The following is a 15,711-nucleotide window of genomic DNA, read 5'->3' as shown; positions in this document are numbered from 1 at the left end:
GAGACGGACCACATGGCCACGGCAACTCTTGCGCTGGACGGCGTCACTCCGGTCAGCGCTTTTGGCACCACCACGCCCTGGACGGCGGGCAATATCGACGCGCTGTCGCTGGCGGGGTTTCTGGGCGATGCGTCCTACCGCGTGACGCTGGATCTGACCGGCGACTGGGATATCGGGCTGCTGCGCCTGCGCACCGATGCCGAACCGCAGACCCGCGTCACGCTGACCGACAGTGCCAGCGGCACGCGGCGCATCACCACGCTGGATCTGGGCGGCGCCGCGCAGGACATCACGCTGAAGGCCACGCAGGTGCGGTTCATCACCGGCGGCGACCGCGACGTGACGCTGCGCACCGGCGACCAGCCGGTCAGCGCCATCGACCTGTTCGACGGCAATCATGACATCACCACCGGCGCGGGCAGCGTCGGGTCGGTCAGCCTTGGCGCTGGCGATGACCTGCTGCGCGGCGGGGCGGGGTTTCTGGGCTCGGTCCGCATGGGGCAAGGCGACAACACCTATATCGGCGGCAGCGGCTTTCTGGGCGCGCTGGTCACCGGCGATGGCGATGACACGGTCACGCTGAACGCGGGCGCGCAAAGCGTCAGCCTTGGCACCGGCAGCGATACGCTGGCGGTGATGGCGGGGTTTGCCGCCTCGGTCAGCGGCGCGGGCGACAGCGTGGTGACGGTGGCGGCGGGCGCCTCTGCCGGGGCGGTGGCCTTGGGCGGCGGGCGCGACCGGGTGGTGGTGGCGGGCGGCTTTGTCGACCAGCTGGGGCTGGGAGAGGGCGACGACACGCTGCAGATCCGCAGCGGCGGCAGCGCCAATGCCGCGCAGCTTGGCGGCGGCGACAACCTGCTGGAGGTGGCAGCGGGCAGCTTTGTCTGGTCGGTCACCGCCTTTGGCGGCGATGATACCGCGCGCTATACCGGCACCGGCCGCAGCCAGAGCCTGCAGCTGGGAGAGGGGGACAACAGCCTGCACCTGTCGGACAGCGCGCAGGTCAATCAGGTGCTGAGCTATGGCGGCGCCGACACCCTGCTGCTGGAGGGCGCGTCTTATGTGGGCAGCGCCGATCTGGGCGACGGGCGCGACAGCGTGACCCTGACGGCGCAGGCCAGCCTGTCGGGCCTGACCACATGGGGCGGGGCGGTGCTGGCGCTGCGCGACGATGCGTGGATCGACACCGCACAGCTGGGCCATGGCGGCAATTCGGTCACGCTGGGGGGCGCTGCGCGCATCAACAGCCTGCAGATGGGCGATGGCGATGACACGGTGGTGCTGGGCGGCACCGCGCGGATCTTCATGCTGAAGCTGGGGCAGGGCGACAATGTGCTGACCACGGCGGGCGGCAATGTCGAATCCGTCTACTCCTATCTGGGCAACAACACGCTGCGCCTTGGGGCGGGCGGGGCGCAGCAGATCACCCTGTCGGGCGACGGCACGGTGCAGGACATCGCCGCCACAGGCTATGTCGGCAGCCTGCAGGTCACGGGCCGCGCCAGCACCACGCTGGTGCTGACGGGGGGCGCGGGGGCGGTCCAGCTGGGCGGCGGCGACGATGTGGTGAGCCTGGGCGCGCGGGGTCTGGGCAGCCTGTCGCTGGGCGAGGGGGATGACCGCGTGACGCTGGCGCCCATCGATGCCGCCGCGCGCATGGTGCTGCTGGGGGGCACGGGCGCCGACACGCTGTCGCTGGCGGGGTATGGTGCGGCGGTCAGCCTGTCGCTGACCCCGCAGGGCACGGCGCAGCAGCCGACCGCCGAAGCCACCGGCCTGCTGCATCTGTCGGGCTTCGAGGGGCTGGAGGGCACGGAGTTTGACGACACGCTGGTGGGGTCCGCCGGGGCCGACACGCTGGATGGCGGCGCGGGGGCGGATGTGCTGGTGGGCGGCGATGGCGGCGATCTTTACCGCGTCGATCACATCGGCGATCAGGTGCGGGAAGGCCGCGGCGCCACCGGCACCGACACGATCGAGGCCAGCATCGATTTCCGGCTGGACGCGGTGCGGGTGGAAAACCTGACCCTGACCGGAGAGGCGGTGCTGGGCGCGGGCAATGCGCTGGCCAATGTGATCACCGGCAATGCCATGGACAACCTGCTGGATGGCGGGCGCGGCGTCGACACGCTGGTGGGGGGCTTGGGCAACGACACCTATTTCATCCGCGCCCCCGGCGACACGGCGGTGGAACTGGCCGGTGAGGGCATCGACACCGTGCGCGCCTTCCGCTCTCACGCGCTGGAGGCGAATGTGGAAAACCTGTTCCTGCAGGTGGTGCGCAGCTCGGCGGGCGATGTGGTGGCGGTCAACGGCATCGGCAACGGGCTTGCCAACACCATTGTCGGCACGCCCTTTGCCAACACCCTTGCCGGGCGCGAGGGGCGCGATACGCTCAACGGGCAGGGCGGCGCCGACAGTTTCGTTTTCGACCGCGCGCCGGGGGCGGGCAATGTCGACCGCATCATCGATTTCAACGTGAACGAGGCGAACGAGGGCGATCTTCTGAAGATGAAGGGCGCGCTCTTTGGCGGGCTGGCGGCGGGGCTGCTGGACGCGGATCTGTTCGTGGCCGGACCCCGGGCGCAGGAGGACGATGACCGCTTCATCTTTGACCGCGCCTCGGGGCAGCTCTGGTTCGATGCCGATGGCACCGGGGCCGCCGACCAGATTCTGGTCGCGACGTTCGAGCAGAACGCGCAGGTGACGGCGGCGGATATCGAGATCTTCTGACCCTCACATCTGGCGGATGCTGGCCTGCACCAGCAGCAGCAGCCGTTCGGCGGCGCGCGGCAGCACCCGCCCGCGCGCCTGCATGATGAGATAGGGCGCCACGGTCAGCAGCCGGTCCAGTTCCAGCCGCCGCAGATCGGCAGAGACGGGCGGTTCCAGCATCAGGTCGATCACCTCCTTGGACATGGGCGCCACGGCGTCGCTGTCTTTCAGCAGCGCGATGATCGCCAGCAGCGAGGAGGTGGAAATCACGTCCTGCGGCGCTGCCAGCCCCGCATCGTGAAAGGCGGTGTCGATGGCGTTGCGGATCGGCGCGCCGCGCACCTGCAGGATCCAGCGCATGTCGCGCAGCGCCGCCATGCCCACCGGACCCCGGTCCAGCAGCGGATGGCTGGCCCGCACCAGCAGCTGCACGATCTCGTCGCGGGCGGGTTCCACGACAAAATCCTGTTCGTCCATCTGCGGCGGCAGCCGGGCCAGCACAAAATCCAGCTCCCCCCGGTCCAGCGCCTGCACCAGCGTCAGCGAGGGCGCCACCTCGATCGACACGTCGACCGAGGGCGTCTGCGTCTTGAGCTGCTGCACCGCAGGCACCAGCTGCCCCAGCGCGGGGCCGGTCACCGCCCCCACCCGCACCACGCCGCCGCGCCCGGTGCGCAGGTCGGTGAAATCATCGGCAAGCCGCGCCAGATCGTGCTGCAGCCGCCGCGCGTGCCGGGCCAGCAGGGCGCCCGCGGGCGTGGGCTCCATCCCCTTGGGCGTGCGCTGGAACAGCTTGGTGCCAAGCTGGCGTTCCAGATCGGTCAGCAGCCGCGACGCGGCAGGCTGGGTCATCCGGCAGAGCGAGGCCGCCACCTGCAGCTGCCCGTGATCGGCGATGGCCGCGATCAGCCGCGCCTGCGCGGGCCGGAGGTCGGTCAGCGATCCCGCCATGTGCATATCCTTTCTGTTATACAGATTGCCGATATTGGTATTTGGTCGGTATGTCGCGCAAGGCTAAAACGGCGTCACCCCGTCAGGGAGTCTCGGGCCGTGAGGGCGGCCCCTAGGGAGGATACCGATGAAACTGAAGAAACTCGCGGGCGCGCTCGCGGTCAGCCTTGCTGCGATCTCCGCTCCGGCCTTCGCGCAGGACAAGGGCACCGTGGGCATCGCCATGCCGACCAAAAGCTCGGCGCGCTGGATCGACGACGGCAACAACATGGTCAAGCAGCTTGAAGAAGCGGGCTATGCCACCGATCTGCAATATGCCGAGGATGACATCCCCAACCAGCTCGCGCAGATCGAGAACATGGTGACCAAGGGCGTCGACGTGCTGGTGATCGCCGCCATCGACGGCACCACCCTGTCGAACGCGCTGGCCAATGCCGCCGCCTCCGGCGTGCGCATCGTGGCCTATGACCGGCTGATCCGCGACAGCGGCGATGTGGACTATTACGCCACCTTCGACAACTTCAAGGTCGGCGTGCTGCAGGCCACCTCGCTGGTCGAGGGTCTGGAATCGCGCTTCCCCGACAGCAAGCCGTGGAACGTGGAACTGTTCGGCGGCAGCCCGGACGACAACAACGCCTATTTCTTCTATGATGGCGCCATGTCCGTGCTGCAGCCGCTGATCGACGCGGGCGACATCGTGGTGCAGTCCGGCCAGATGGGCATGGACAAGGTCGGCACGCTGCGCTGGGACGGCGCCGTGGCTCAGGCGCGGATGGACAACATCCTGTCCGCCAACTACACCGACAAGGACGTGCACGGCGTGCTCGCCCCCTATGACGGCCTGTCCATCGGGATCCTCTCCTCGCTCAAGGGCGTGGGCTATGGCTCCGGCGATCTGGCGATGCCCATCGTCACCGGTCAGGATGCCGAAGTGCAGTCCGTGAAGTCGATCCTTGCCGGCGAGCAGTATTCGACGATCTTCAAGGACACCCGCGAACTGGCCCGCGTCACCGTGGGCATGGTCAACGCGGTGATGGAAGGCTCCGAGCCCGAAGTCAACGACACCACCACCTATGACAACGGCGTCAAGGTCGTGCCCTCCTACCTGCTGGAGCCGCTGCCCGTCGACGCGTCGAACTGGGAAGAGCGTCTGATCGGCTCGGGCTATTACACCGAAGACCAGATCAAGTGATCCCAAAGGCTCCGCCCCTTGCGGGCGGAGTCCCCCATCCCCGGCGCGGGTCCGGGGCGCAAGGACAGGCAACCCCATGACGCTGCTTCTGGAAATGCGCGAGATCACCAAGGAGTTTCCCGGGGTGAAGGCGCTGGACCGGGTGAATCTCTCGGTCCGCAAGGGCGAAATCCACGCCATCTGCGGCGAGAATGGCGCCGGAAAATCCACGCTGATGAAGGTGCTGTCGGGGGTCTATCCCGCAGGCAGCTATGACGGCGAAATCCATTATGACGGCGCGCTGGCGCAGTTCCGCACCCTGCGCGACAGCGAGGATCGCGGCATCGTCATCATCCATCAGGAACTGGCGCTGGTCCCGCAGCTGTCCATCGCCGAGAACATCTTTCTGGGCAACGAACGCCAGACCGGCGGCGTCATCCAGTGGCAGGAAACCTTCCGCCGCACCGAGGAGCTTCTGGCCAAGGTCGGGCTGCGCGACGCGCCCGGCACGCTGGTCGACAGCATCGGCGTCGGCAAGCAGCAGCTGGTGGAAATCGCCAAGGCGCTGTCCAAGGACGTGAAGCTGCTGATCCTCGACGAGCCGACCGCGGCCTTGCAGGAAAACGACAGCCGCAAGCTCTTGGATCTGATGCTGGAGCTGAAGGCGCAGGGCGTCACCTGCATCATCATCAGCCACAAGCTGAACGAGGTCCGCTATGTCGCCGATACCGTGACCGTCATCCGGGACGGCATGGCGGTGTCGCGGCTGGATGCGGCGCAGGGTCTGGAAGAAGACCAGATCGTGCGCGACATGGTGGGGCGCGACATGTCGCAGCGCTATCCCGACCGGCCCCGCCATGCGGGGGAAACGGTGCTGGAAGTGGCGGACTGGAACGTCTGGCACCCCGAACATGCCGAACGGCAGGTGATCCACGACATTTCCTTCAACGTCCGCGCGGGCGAGGTGGTGGGCATCGCCGGGCTCATGGGCTCGGGGCGCACCGAACTGGCGATGTCGATCTTCGGGCAAAGCTGGGGGCGCGGCATCTCGGGCGAGGTGCGGCTGCATGGCCAGCCGGTGGACGTGTCCAAGGTGGACCGCGCCATCAAGTCCGGGCTTGCCTATGTGACCGAGGACCGCAAGACGCTGGGCCTGATCCTTGACGAGACCATCCGTTTCAACACCACGCTGGCGCATCTGGACGGCGTGTCGGCGCGCGGCGTGCTGAACGAGGCCGAGGAGACCGAGGTGGCCGAACGCTACCGCCGGGCGCTGGCCACGCGCACGCCCTCGGTGATGCAGGAGGTGGGCAACCTGTCGGGGGGCAACCAGCAGAAGGTGGTGCTGGCCAAGTGGCTGTTCACCAGCCCCGAGGTGCTGATCCTTGACGAACCCACGCGCGGCATCGACGTGGGCGCGAAATACGAAATCTATTCCATCATCAACGACCTTTCCGCACAGGGCAAGGCGGTGGTGATGATCTCGTCGGAGATGCCCGAACTCTTGGGCATGTGCGACCGCATTTATGTGATGAACGAAGGGGCCTTCGTGGGCGAGCTTTCCGCCGCCGAGGCCAGCCAGGAGCGGATCATGTCGCTCATCGTGTCGGAATAAGGAGAGCAGGGTTATGACCATGCACACGGCAGAGGGCACGGGACAGGCAGAGCCGCAGGGCCTGCGCTCCTATCTGCGGCGCCACATGCGCGAATACGGGCTGCTGTTCGCGCTGATCGCGATCATGGCGTTCTTTCAGGTGGTCACCGGCGGCACGCTGCTGCGCCCGGTGAACATCACCAACCTGTTCCTGCAGAACAGCTACATCATCATCATGGCGCTGGGGATGCTCATCGTCATCGTGTCGGGCAATATCGACCTGTCGGTGGGCTCGGTCCTGGGCTTCATCGGGGCCTTTGCCGCCGTCATGGTGGTGGAATGGGACATGCCGATTTCGGTGACCATCTTCGCCTCGCTGGTGCTGGGCGGGCTGATCGGCGCGGCGCAGGGCTACTGGGTGGCCTATTGGGCGATCCCGTCCTTCATCGTGACGCTGGCGGGGATGCTGGTGTTCCGCGGCGCCTCCCTGCTGCTGCTGCAGGGCCAGTCGGTGGGGCCGTTCCCGGCGGAATTCCAGCTGCTGTCCACCGGTTTCGTGCCCGACATCCTGCCGCGCGAGGCGACGGCGGGTCTGGCAGAGCTGTTCGGCGTGCGCAATTTCAACGTGCTGGCCATGGGGCTGGGCGTGATCGTGGCCACCGTCATCGTCTGGCTGGGGCTGCGCGAACGCGCCCGCGACAAGGCCTATGGCATCGAAGGCGAGCCCATCAATTTCTTCTGGGTGCGCAACATCATCGTGCTGGGGGCGCTGCTGTTTCTCAGCTACAAGATCGCCACCTTCCGCGGCCTGCCCAACGTGCTGGTCACCATGGGCGTGCTCATCATCATCTATGCCTTCGTCACGCAGAAAACCGTGATCGGGCGCCGCATCTACGCGCTTGGCGGCAACCGCAAGGCGGCGAAGCTGTCGGGGATCAAGACCGAACGGCTGACCTTCCTTGCCTTCGTCAACATGGGCGTGCTGGCGGCGCTGGCCGGTCTGGTCTTTGCCGCGCGGCTCAACACCGCGACCCCCAAGGCGGGCTTCGGCATGGAGCTGGACGTGATCGCGGCGGTGTTCATCGGCGGGGCCTCCATGTCCGGCGGCTCTGGCAAGATCGTGGGGGCCGTGGTCGGCGCCTTCATCATGGGCGTGATGAACAACGGCATGTCGATCATGGGCATCGGCATCGATTACCAGCAGATGATCAAGGGGCTGGTGCTGCTCGCCGCCGTGATCTTCGACGTCTACAACCGGCAGAAGCAGGGCTGACCCCCGCCTGCCCGATCTCACGGGCCGGGACTCCTGTCCCGGTCCCTCCTTACCGGAGCACCCATGTCCAAGACCTTCACCCCCGCCCCATGGCCGCGCAAGCTGCGGTCCACGCACTGGTATTCCGGCACCTCGCGCGACACGATCTATCACCGGGGCTGGCTGAAAAATCAGGGCTATCCGCATGACCTGTTCGACGGGCGCCCGATCATCGGCATCCTGAACACCTGGTCGGATCTGACCCCCTGCAACGGCCATCTGCGCGAACTGGCCGAAAAGGTGAAGGCGGGCGTCTGGGAGGCGGGCGGTTTCCCCGTCGAGGTGCCGGTGTTCAGCGCCTCGGAAAACACCTTCCGCCCCACGGCGATGATGTTCCGCAACCTTGCCGCGCTCAGCATCGAGGAACAGCTGCGCGGCCAGCCCATCGACGGCGCCGTGCTGCTGGTCGGCTGCGACAAGACCACGCCGTCGCTGATGATGGCCGCCGCCTCTTGCGACGTGCCCTCCATCGTGGTGACCGGCGGGCCGATGCTCAACGGCTATTTCCAGGGCGAGCGGGTCGGATCCGGCACGCATCTGTGGAAATTCTCGGAGATGGTCAAAGCCGGAGAGATGACTCAGGACGAATTCCTTGACGCGGAACAGTCCATGTCGCGCTCCTCGGGCACCTGCAACACCATGGGCACCGCGTCCTCGATGGCCTCCATGGCGGAGGCGCTGGGGATGGCGCTGTCGGGCAATGCCGCGATCCCGGCGGTGGACAGCCGCCGCCGCGTCATGGCGCAGCTGTCGGGGCGGCGCATCGTGCAGATGGTCAAGGACGATCTGAAACCCTCCGACATCCTGACCAAGGAGGCGTTCGAAAACGCCATCCGCACCAATGGCGCCATCGGCGGATCCACCAATGCGGTGATCCACCTGCTGGCCCTTGCGGGGCGCGTCGGCGTCGACATCACGCTGGAAGACTGGGACCGCTGCGGCCGCGACGTGGCGACCATCGTCAACCTGATGCCCTCGGGCAAATACCTGATGGAAGAATTCTTCTACGCCGGGGGCCTGCCCGTCGTGCTGAAACGGCTGGGCGAGGGCGGGCAGCTGCACAAGGACGCGCTGACCGTGTCGGGCCAGACCATCTGGGACGAGGTCAAGGATGTGGTCAACCACAACGAAGACGTGATCCTGCCGCTGGACCGCGCGCTGACCCCGCAGGGCGGCATCGCCGTGCTGAAGGGCAATCTGGCGCCCAAGGGCGCGGTGCTGAAACCCTCCGCCGCCTCGCCGCACCTTTTGACCCATCGCGGCCGCGCCGTGGTGTTCGAGGATATCGACGACTACAAGGCCAAGATCGACGACGAGGCGCTGGAGATCGACGAGACCTGCGTCATGGTGCTGAAGAACTGCGGGCCGAAGGGCTATCCCGGCATGGCCGAGGTCGGCAATATGGGCCTGCCGCCCAAGGTGCTGCGCAAGGGCATCACCGACATGGTGCGCATTTCCGACGCGCGCATGTCCGGCACCGCCTATGGCACGGTGATCCTGCACACCTCGCCCGAGGCTGCCGCCGGGGGGCCGCTGGCCGTGGTCCGCACCGGCGACATGATCGAGGTCGACGTGCCGAACCGCCGCCTGCATCTGGACATCCCCGAGGCAGAGCTGGCCGAAAGGCTGGCGGCATGGGCGCCGTCGCATGACCTGCCCGCCAGCGGCTATGCGTGGCTGCATCAGGCGCATGTGTCGGGCGCCGATACCGGCGCGGATCTGGATTTCCTGCGCGGCTGCCGGGGCAATGACGTGGGCAAGGACAGCCACTGATGGAGCCTTTCGACCAGAGGATCTGTGCGCTGGGGGAGGGGCCGCTCTGGCACCCTCTCCGGCAGGAACTGTTCTGGTTCGACATCACCGGACGGCGGCTCTTGTCGCACCATCCGGAAAGCGGCGCGCGGCATGATCTTGCGCTGCCGCAGATGTGTTCCGCCGCCGCATGGATCGACCGCGACCGCCTGCTGGTCGCCTCTGACAGCGCGCTTTTGGTGCTGGATCTGCGCCACGGCGCGCTGACGCCGCTGGTGGATCTGGAGGCGGACAATCCCGTCACCCGGTCCAATGACGGGCGCTGCGATCCGTGGGGCGGGTTCTGGATCGGCACCATGGGCAAATCCGCCGAACACGGGGCGGGCGCGCTCTACCGCTTTCATCAGGGTGAGCTGCGGCGGCTGGCGGCGGGGCTTTCGATCCCCAATGCCATCTGCTTTGCCCCCGACCGCAGCCGCGCCTATTTCGCCGACACCGCCGCCGGGCTGCTTTACCGCTTCCGGCTGGATGACCATGGCTGGCCGGTCAAGGCGCCGGGGGTGCTGGTGGATTTCTCGCGCCTTGGCCTCGCGCCCGACGGGGCGGTGACCGATGCCGAGGGCACGCTCTGGGTCGCGCTCTGGGGGGAGGGTGCGGTGATCCGGGTCAGCCCGGACGGCACGCTGGGGGACCGGGTCACGCTGCCCGCCCCGCACAGCACCTGCCCCGCCTTTGGCGGCCCCGATCTGACCACGCTTTACGTCACCTCTGCCACGCAGGGGCTGACCGATGCCGCGCGGGCCGAACATCCGCTGTCGGGGGCCACCTTTGCGCTGCCGCAGGCCGGACAGGGCCGCGCCGAACCCGCCTTTCTGCTCACCGGAGACAGACCATGACGCATGCCATCCCGCTGGGCCTTGTCGGGCTTGGCACCATCGCCCGCAACCAGCATCTGCCCTCGCTCGAAGATGTGCCCGCCTTCCGTCTGGCCGCCATCGCCAGCCGCAATGCCAGCCTTGACGGTCTGCCCGGTTATGCCGACATCGACGCGATGCTGGCGGCAGAGCCGGATCTGGGCGCCGTTTCGCTCTGCACCCCGCCGCAGGGGCGTTTTGCGCAGGCCGCCGCGGCCCTGCGGGCGGGCAAGCATGTGATGCTGGAAAAACCCCCCGGCGCCAGCGTGTCCGAGGTCATGGCGCTGGACCGGCTGGCGCAGGCGCAGGGCGTCACGCTGTTCGCCACATGGCATTCGCGCGAGGCGGCCGCGGTCGAAGAGGCCCGCGCGCTGCTGGCAGGCGCCACGATCCGCCGCGTGCGCATCGACTGGAAAGAGGATGTGCGGCACTGGCATCCGGGCCAGCAATGGATCTGGCAGGCGGGGGGCTTGGGCGTCTTTGATCCCGGCATCAACGCGCTGTCGATCCTGACCCGCATCCTGCCCGATCCGGTCTTTCCGCTGTCGGCGCTGCTGGAGGTGCCGGAAAACTGTCAGGCCCCCATCGCCGCGCGCCTGTCCCTGCAGACCAGCCGCGGCGCGCCGGTCGAGGCAGAGTTTGACTGGCGCCAGACCGGGCCGCAGACATGGGACATCCATGTGGAAACCGACGGGCCGGAGGTGCTGCTGCGCGAAGGCGGGGCCAAGCTCTTTGTCGATGGCGCGGCGCGGATCAGCGCCGAAGATCGCGAATACCGCAGGCTTTACGCCCGCTTCGCCGAGCTGATCGCCGCCGGGCAGCGCGATGTCGATCTGGCGCCGCTGCAGCTGGTGGCCGATGCCTTCCTGCTGGGGGAACGCCAGATGACGGAGCCTTTCCATGACTGATCCCGTCTCCGAGACTTTTGGCCATATGCCCGATGGCAGCCCGGTCACCCGCATCACGCTGCGCGCGGGCGCCGTGACGGCGCGGGTGATGACCTATGGCGCGGCGCTGCAGTCGCTGGATCTGCCCGACCGCAACGGCGACCTGCAGGATGTGGTGCTGGGCCATGACGACTTTGCCCCCTATCTGGCGCATCGCCGCTTTTACGGCGCGACGGTGGGCCGGGTCGCCAACCGCATCGCGGGCGGGCGCTTCACGCTGGACGGGGCCGACCACCAGCTTCTGACCAACGAAGGCAGCACCACCCTGCATGGCGGGCCGGACGGGTTCGACCGCCGCAACTGGACGCTGCTGGGGATGGGCGAGGATGAGGTGGTGATGGGGCTGGTCAGCCCCGAGGGCGATCAGGGCTTTCCCGGCGAATTGCGGGTGACGGCGCATTACGCGCTGCGCGAGGATCCGCAGGGCACGCCCCGGCTGACGATCACGCTGCAGGCCGAAGGCGACGCGCCCTGCCCGGTGTCGCTGACCAATCACAGCTTCTTTGCGCTGGCCGGGGTTGCCACGCTGGTGACGCGGCCCAATTCCGCGCTGGAAATGCGGCTGACCGTGCCCGCCGCGCACTATCTGCCAGTGGATGATCTGAGCCTGCCCACCGGCGTTGCTTCGGTCGGGGCCACGCCCTTCGATTTCCGCGAGGGGCGGATGCCGCTGACCGCGATGCGGTCGGGGGCGCTGGTGGGCTATGACCATTGCCTGTGTCTTGACGGCGACCGGATCGAACTGACCGACCCGGTCAGCGGGCGGCGCATGGTGATGCACACCAACCTGCCCGGGCTGCAGGTCTATACCGGCAACTATCTGGACGGATCCGTGCCCGGCAAGGCGGGCCACGCGCCGCGCCGTCATGATGCCATCTGTCTGGAACCGCAGCACTGGCCCAATGCCGTGAACATGCCCGCCGACTGGGGTGCGCCCGATCCGGTGCTGCGCCCCGGCGACCGCGCCGAAACCCGGCTGGATCTGAGCTTTCCCGCCCCCTGAGCGGGCAGGGGCGCGCGCGCTTGCGCGCCCTTTCGCCAGCCCGCTGACATATCACGAAATATTCGGCAAAACCCTGTTCTCTGAGGCGCAAAGGCGCAGTATCAGATCGGCATGGATGTCGTTCTTGTCACCGCTGTCATTGCCTGTCTGTTTCTTGTCATCGCGGCGGCGGAACCGCTGGCGGCCCGATTGCGCCTGCCCTACAGCGCGATTCTGGCGCTACTGGGCATCCTCATCGGCGGCGGTGCCATCTTCTTCCTGCAGACCGAGATCACCGACGCGCTGAACCCGGTGGCCGAGGTCATCATCAACCTGCCGATCCGGTCCAACGTCTTCCTCTATGTCTTCCTGCCGACGCTGCTGTTTCAGGCAACGCTGGGCATGAACCTGCGGCGGATGCTGGATGACTGGGTGCCGATCCTCGTGCTGGCGGTGGTGGCCGTGGTGGTGGCCACGCTGGGGGTGGGCTATGCGCTGGCCTATACCAGCACGCTGCCGCTGATGGCCTGCCTGCTGGTCGGCGCCATCGTGTCGACCACGGACCCTTCGGCGGTGGTGGGCATATTCCGTTCCATCGCGGCCCCGCGCCGTCTGGTCCGCATCATCGAAGGCGAAAGCCTGCTCAACGATGCCGCCGCCATTGCGCTGTTCGGGCTGTTCATGGGCTTTGTCATGATGGGCGTGCCGGATCCGACGCTGGGCAGCGCGCTGGCGCGGTTCCCTTATCTGCTGGGGGCGGGGGCGCTGACCGGCTGGGTCATGGCGCAGGCGGGCGTCATCGCCATGTCGGGGCTGGCGCAATATGAACGCGCGCAGATCAGCGTGTCGGTGGCGCTGCCCTATCTGGCCTATGTCGCGTCGGAACAGCTTTTCGGCGCCTCGGGGGTGATCGCGGTGGTCACGGCGGGGCTGACGCTGAACCTCGTGGCGCCGGGGCGGATGCCGCCCGCCGCATGGACCAACCTCAACGAGGTCTGGGATCTGCTGGCGCATTGGGCGGGCGCGCTGATCTTCATCCTTGCCGCGCTGCTGATCCCGCGCCTGCTGGATGACGTGCGCTGGAGCGATCTGCTGCTGGTCGGCGTGGTGGTGGGCGCCGCCATCGCCGCCCGCGCCGTGGTGCTGTTCGGGCTGCTGCCGCTGCTCTGCCGCCTGCGCCTGTCGCCCGAGGTGGAACGGCCCTACCGCGCCGCGATCCTGTGGGGCGGGCTGCGTGGCGCGGTCACGCTGGCGCTGGCGCTGGCGGTCACCGAAAGTTTCCGCGTGCCTTTGGAGATCAAGCGCGTGGTCGGCATCCTTGCCACCGGGTTCACGCTGTTCACGCTGATCGTGCAGGGCACCTCGCTGCGCTGGGTGATCGGCAGGCTGGGGCTGGACCGGCTGGCGCCGCTGGATCAGGCGCTGAGCGATCAGGTCATCGCCGTGGCCCTGCAGACCGTGCGCGAGGAAGTGGCGCGCACCACCGAAACCTATGAGCTGGACCGCGACATCGTGCGCGGCGAGGCGAAACGCTTTGCCGCCCGGCTCGACAAGGCGGTGGAGGCGGCGGAGGATGCCCGCGAAATCCTTGACCGCGACCGGGTGACGCTGGGGCTGATCGCGCTGGCGGGGGCGGAACGCGATGCCACCACGCAGCGCATCCGCGACCGCACCCTGTCGCTGCGGCTGGCGCAGACCGCGCTTGGCGACTGCGACCGGCTGATCGAGGGCGCGCGCAGCGGCGGCAGGCTGGGCTATCAGCGCGCCGCGCGCCGGGCGCTGGCCTATGGTCCCGCGCTGCGCTCGGCGCTGTTCGCGCATAACCGGCTGCGGCTTTCTGGCCCGCTGGCGCGGATGACGGCGGACCGCTTCGATCTGCTGCTGTCGCAGCGGCTGATCCTGCGCGATCTGGACGGATTCATCGACGGGCGCATCCGCCGCATCCATGGCCGCCGCGTCGCCGATCTGCTGCATGATCTGCTGGCCCGGCGGCAGGAGGCGGCGGAAACCGCGCTCGACGCGCTGCGCCTGCAATATCCCGGTTACGCCGAAGAGCTGGAGCGCCGCTTCATCCGCCGCACCGCCCTGCGGCTGGAGGAGCGCGAATATGCCACGATGCGCGAGGACGGGCTGATCGGGCCCGAGCTTTATACCGCGCTGACGCAGGATCTGGCCGCGCGCCGCACCCGCGCCGAACGGCGCCCGCCCCTGGATCTGGATGTGCAGCGCACCGAACTGGTGCGGCAGTTTCCGCTGTTCGCCGATCTGGACGAGGGCGAGCTGCGCCGCCTGTCGCGGGTGCTGCGCGCGCGCTATGTCGGGCCCGGCGATGTCATCATCCGCCGCGACAGCCCGCCGAAAAGCGTGTGGTTCATCGCCTCCGGCGCGCTGGAACAGGAAACCGCAGGCCAGACATGGCGGTTGGGACGCGGCGAGATGTGCGGACAGCTGGCCATCCTGATGGCGCGGCCGCGCAAGTCGCATGTGCGGGCGATCGCGCCCTCGACCCTGCTGGAACTGGACGAGACGCGGTTTGTCCGGCTGCTGAAACGCAGCCCCAAGCTGCGGCAGGCGGTGCGCGACAGCGGGCAGAAGCGCGGGCTCGACCTGCAGGCGCTGCTGCCCGAAGACGGTTAAAGCAGCCCCGAAATCTGATCCGCCGCCGCGCGCACCTGCGCCACCAGCGCAGGCTCCGCCCCCAGCTGCGAGACATGGCCGGACAGGTTGATCGCCGCCACATGCCGCCCCTGCCGCGACCGGATCGGGGCGGCGATGGCAAAGGTGCCGGGCGCCAGATCCGACGCCTGCGCCACATGGCCCCGGGCGCGGTCCTTGGCCAGCCATGCCTTCAGCGTGGCAAGGCTGTCGGGGGCGGGGCCGAACGCATAGCCCGCGAACCGCGCGTCAAGCTCGGCCCCGGGCAGATCACACAGCAGCACCCGGCCCATGGTGGTCTGGCAGGCGGGCAGCCGCGATCCCACCGGCACGTTCGACACCATGGCCCGCTCCGACAGCGCGCGGTGGATATAGACGGCTTCGGTCCCCTGCAGCACCGCCACATGCACGGTGAACCCGGTGGCGTTGCGCAGCGCCTCGGCGGGGGCGCGCGCCAGATCCCAGACATCGAGCGAGCCCAGATAGCGATAGCCCAGATCCATGACCCGCGCCGCCAGCCGGTAGCGGTTGCCCTGCCGCGCCAGATAGCCTTCCTGTTCCAGCGTCACCACCACGCGATAGGCGGCGGAGCTGGTGATGCCCTGTCCTGCCGCGATCTCTGACAGGGTCAGTTCCGGCTGGCGCGGGGTGAAGCCCTGCAGGATCGCCAGCCCCCGCACCAGCGCATTGGCGCGATAGTCTGCCTCGCGCGCCATGG

Annotated in this window: 11 protein-coding genes; 9 read left to right on the top strand and 2 right to left on the bottom strand. The window is 68.1% G+C overall.

Annotated features, from left to right (window positions below; translation table 11 throughout):
• Window positions 1-12 precede the first annotated feature (12 nt).
• Window positions 13-2,733 carry a beta strand repeat-containing protein gene (locus BLR51_RS27735; protein ID WP_089848335.1) on the top strand — a complete coding sequence of 907 codons (2,721 nt, stop codon included), beginning with the start codon at window positions 13-15 and terminating at the stop codon, window positions 2,731-2,733.
• A 3-nt stretch (window positions 2,734-2,736) separates the two neighbouring features.
• On the opposite strand, the gene BLR51_RS14855 is transcribed toward BLR51_RS27735, so the two are convergent.
• On the bottom strand, window positions 2,737-3,666 hold the full coding sequence (locus tag BLR51_RS14855) for a LysR family transcriptional regulator (RefSeq protein WP_089848333.1): 930 nt from the start codon (window positions 3,664-3,666) through the stop codon (window positions 2,737-2,739).
• Between the two features lie 127 nt (window positions 3,667-3,793).
• Here BLR51_RS14855 and chvE point away from each other — a divergent pair, with 127 nt between their 5' ends.
• The 8 genes from chvE (at window position 3,794) to BLR51_RS14815 (ending at window position 14,975) form a co-directional block, all read left to right on the top strand.
• Complete coding sequence (chvE, locus tag BLR51_RS14850) at window positions 3,794-4,858, top strand: multiple monosaccharide ABC transporter substrate-binding protein (protein ID WP_089848331.1); 1,065 nt, start codon at window positions 3,794-3,796, stop codon at window positions 4,856-4,858.
• Window positions 4,859-4,934: 76 nt separating this feature from the next.
• Window positions 4,935-6,452, top strand: a complete 1,518-nt coding sequence (mmsA, locus tag BLR51_RS14845) for a multiple monosaccharide ABC transporter ATP-binding protein (RefSeq protein WP_089848329.1) — start codon at window positions 4,935-4,937, stop codon at window positions 6,450-6,452.
• A gap of 19 nt (window positions 6,453-6,471) precedes the next feature.
• A complete protein-coding gene (gene mmsB / locus BLR51_RS14840) occupies window positions 6,472-7,704 on the top strand; it encodes a multiple monosaccharide ABC transporter permease (protein ID WP_242656748.1) in 1,233 nt (410 codons plus the stop codon).
• Between the two features lie 63 nt (window positions 7,705-7,767).
• A complete protein-coding gene (gene araD / locus BLR51_RS14835; protein WP_089848325.1) occupies window positions 7,768-9,516 on the top strand; it encodes an L-arabinonate dehydratase in 1,749 nt (582 codons plus the stop codon).
• Window positions 9,516-10,391 (top strand): SMP-30/gluconolactonase/LRE family protein, encoded by an 876-nt coding sequence (locus BLR51_RS14830; RefSeq protein WP_089848323.1) that lies wholly within the window; start codon window positions 9,516-9,518, stop codon window positions 10,389-10,391. Before araD ends, BLR51_RS14830 begins: the two co-directional genes overlap by 1 nt.
• Window positions 10,388-11,317, top strand: a complete 930-nt coding sequence (locus BLR51_RS14825; protein WP_089848320.1) for a Gfo/Idh/MocA family protein — start codon at window positions 10,388-10,390, stop codon at window positions 11,315-11,317. Before BLR51_RS14830 ends, BLR51_RS14825 begins: the two co-directional genes overlap by 4 nt.
• The gene (locus BLR51_RS14820; protein WP_089848317.1) at window positions 11,310-12,359 is read left to right on the top strand and encodes an aldose epimerase family protein; all 1,050 of its coding nucleotides are present in this window, start codon (window positions 11,310-11,312) and stop codon (window positions 12,357-12,359) included. The genes BLR51_RS14825 and BLR51_RS14820 overlap by 8 nt, the downstream gene beginning before the upstream one ends.
• 111 nt (window positions 12,360-12,470) lie before the next feature.
• On the top strand, window positions 12,471-14,975 hold the full coding sequence (locus BLR51_RS14815) for a cation:proton antiporter (protein ID WP_089848315.1): 2,505 nt from the start codon (window positions 12,471-12,473) through the stop codon (window positions 14,973-14,975).
• On the opposite strand, the gene BLR51_RS14810 is transcribed toward BLR51_RS14815, so the two are convergent.
• A complete protein-coding gene (locus BLR51_RS14810; protein ID WP_089848313.1) occupies window positions 14,972-15,709 on the bottom strand; it encodes an IclR family transcriptional regulator in 738 nt (245 codons plus the stop codon). The two genes, BLR51_RS14815 and BLR51_RS14810, sit on opposite strands and share 4 nt — an antisense overlap.
• Between the last annotated feature and the right edge of the window lie 2 nt (window positions 15,710-15,711).

It is taken from the genome of Salipiger marinus (genome assembly GCF_900100085.1).
GTDB lineage: Bacteria > Pseudomonadota > Alphaproteobacteria > Rhodobacterales > Rhodobacteraceae > Salipiger > Salipiger marinus.
Note: the sequence above shows the minus strand (reverse complement) of the source record. Positions and strands in the feature narration are given on the sequence as shown.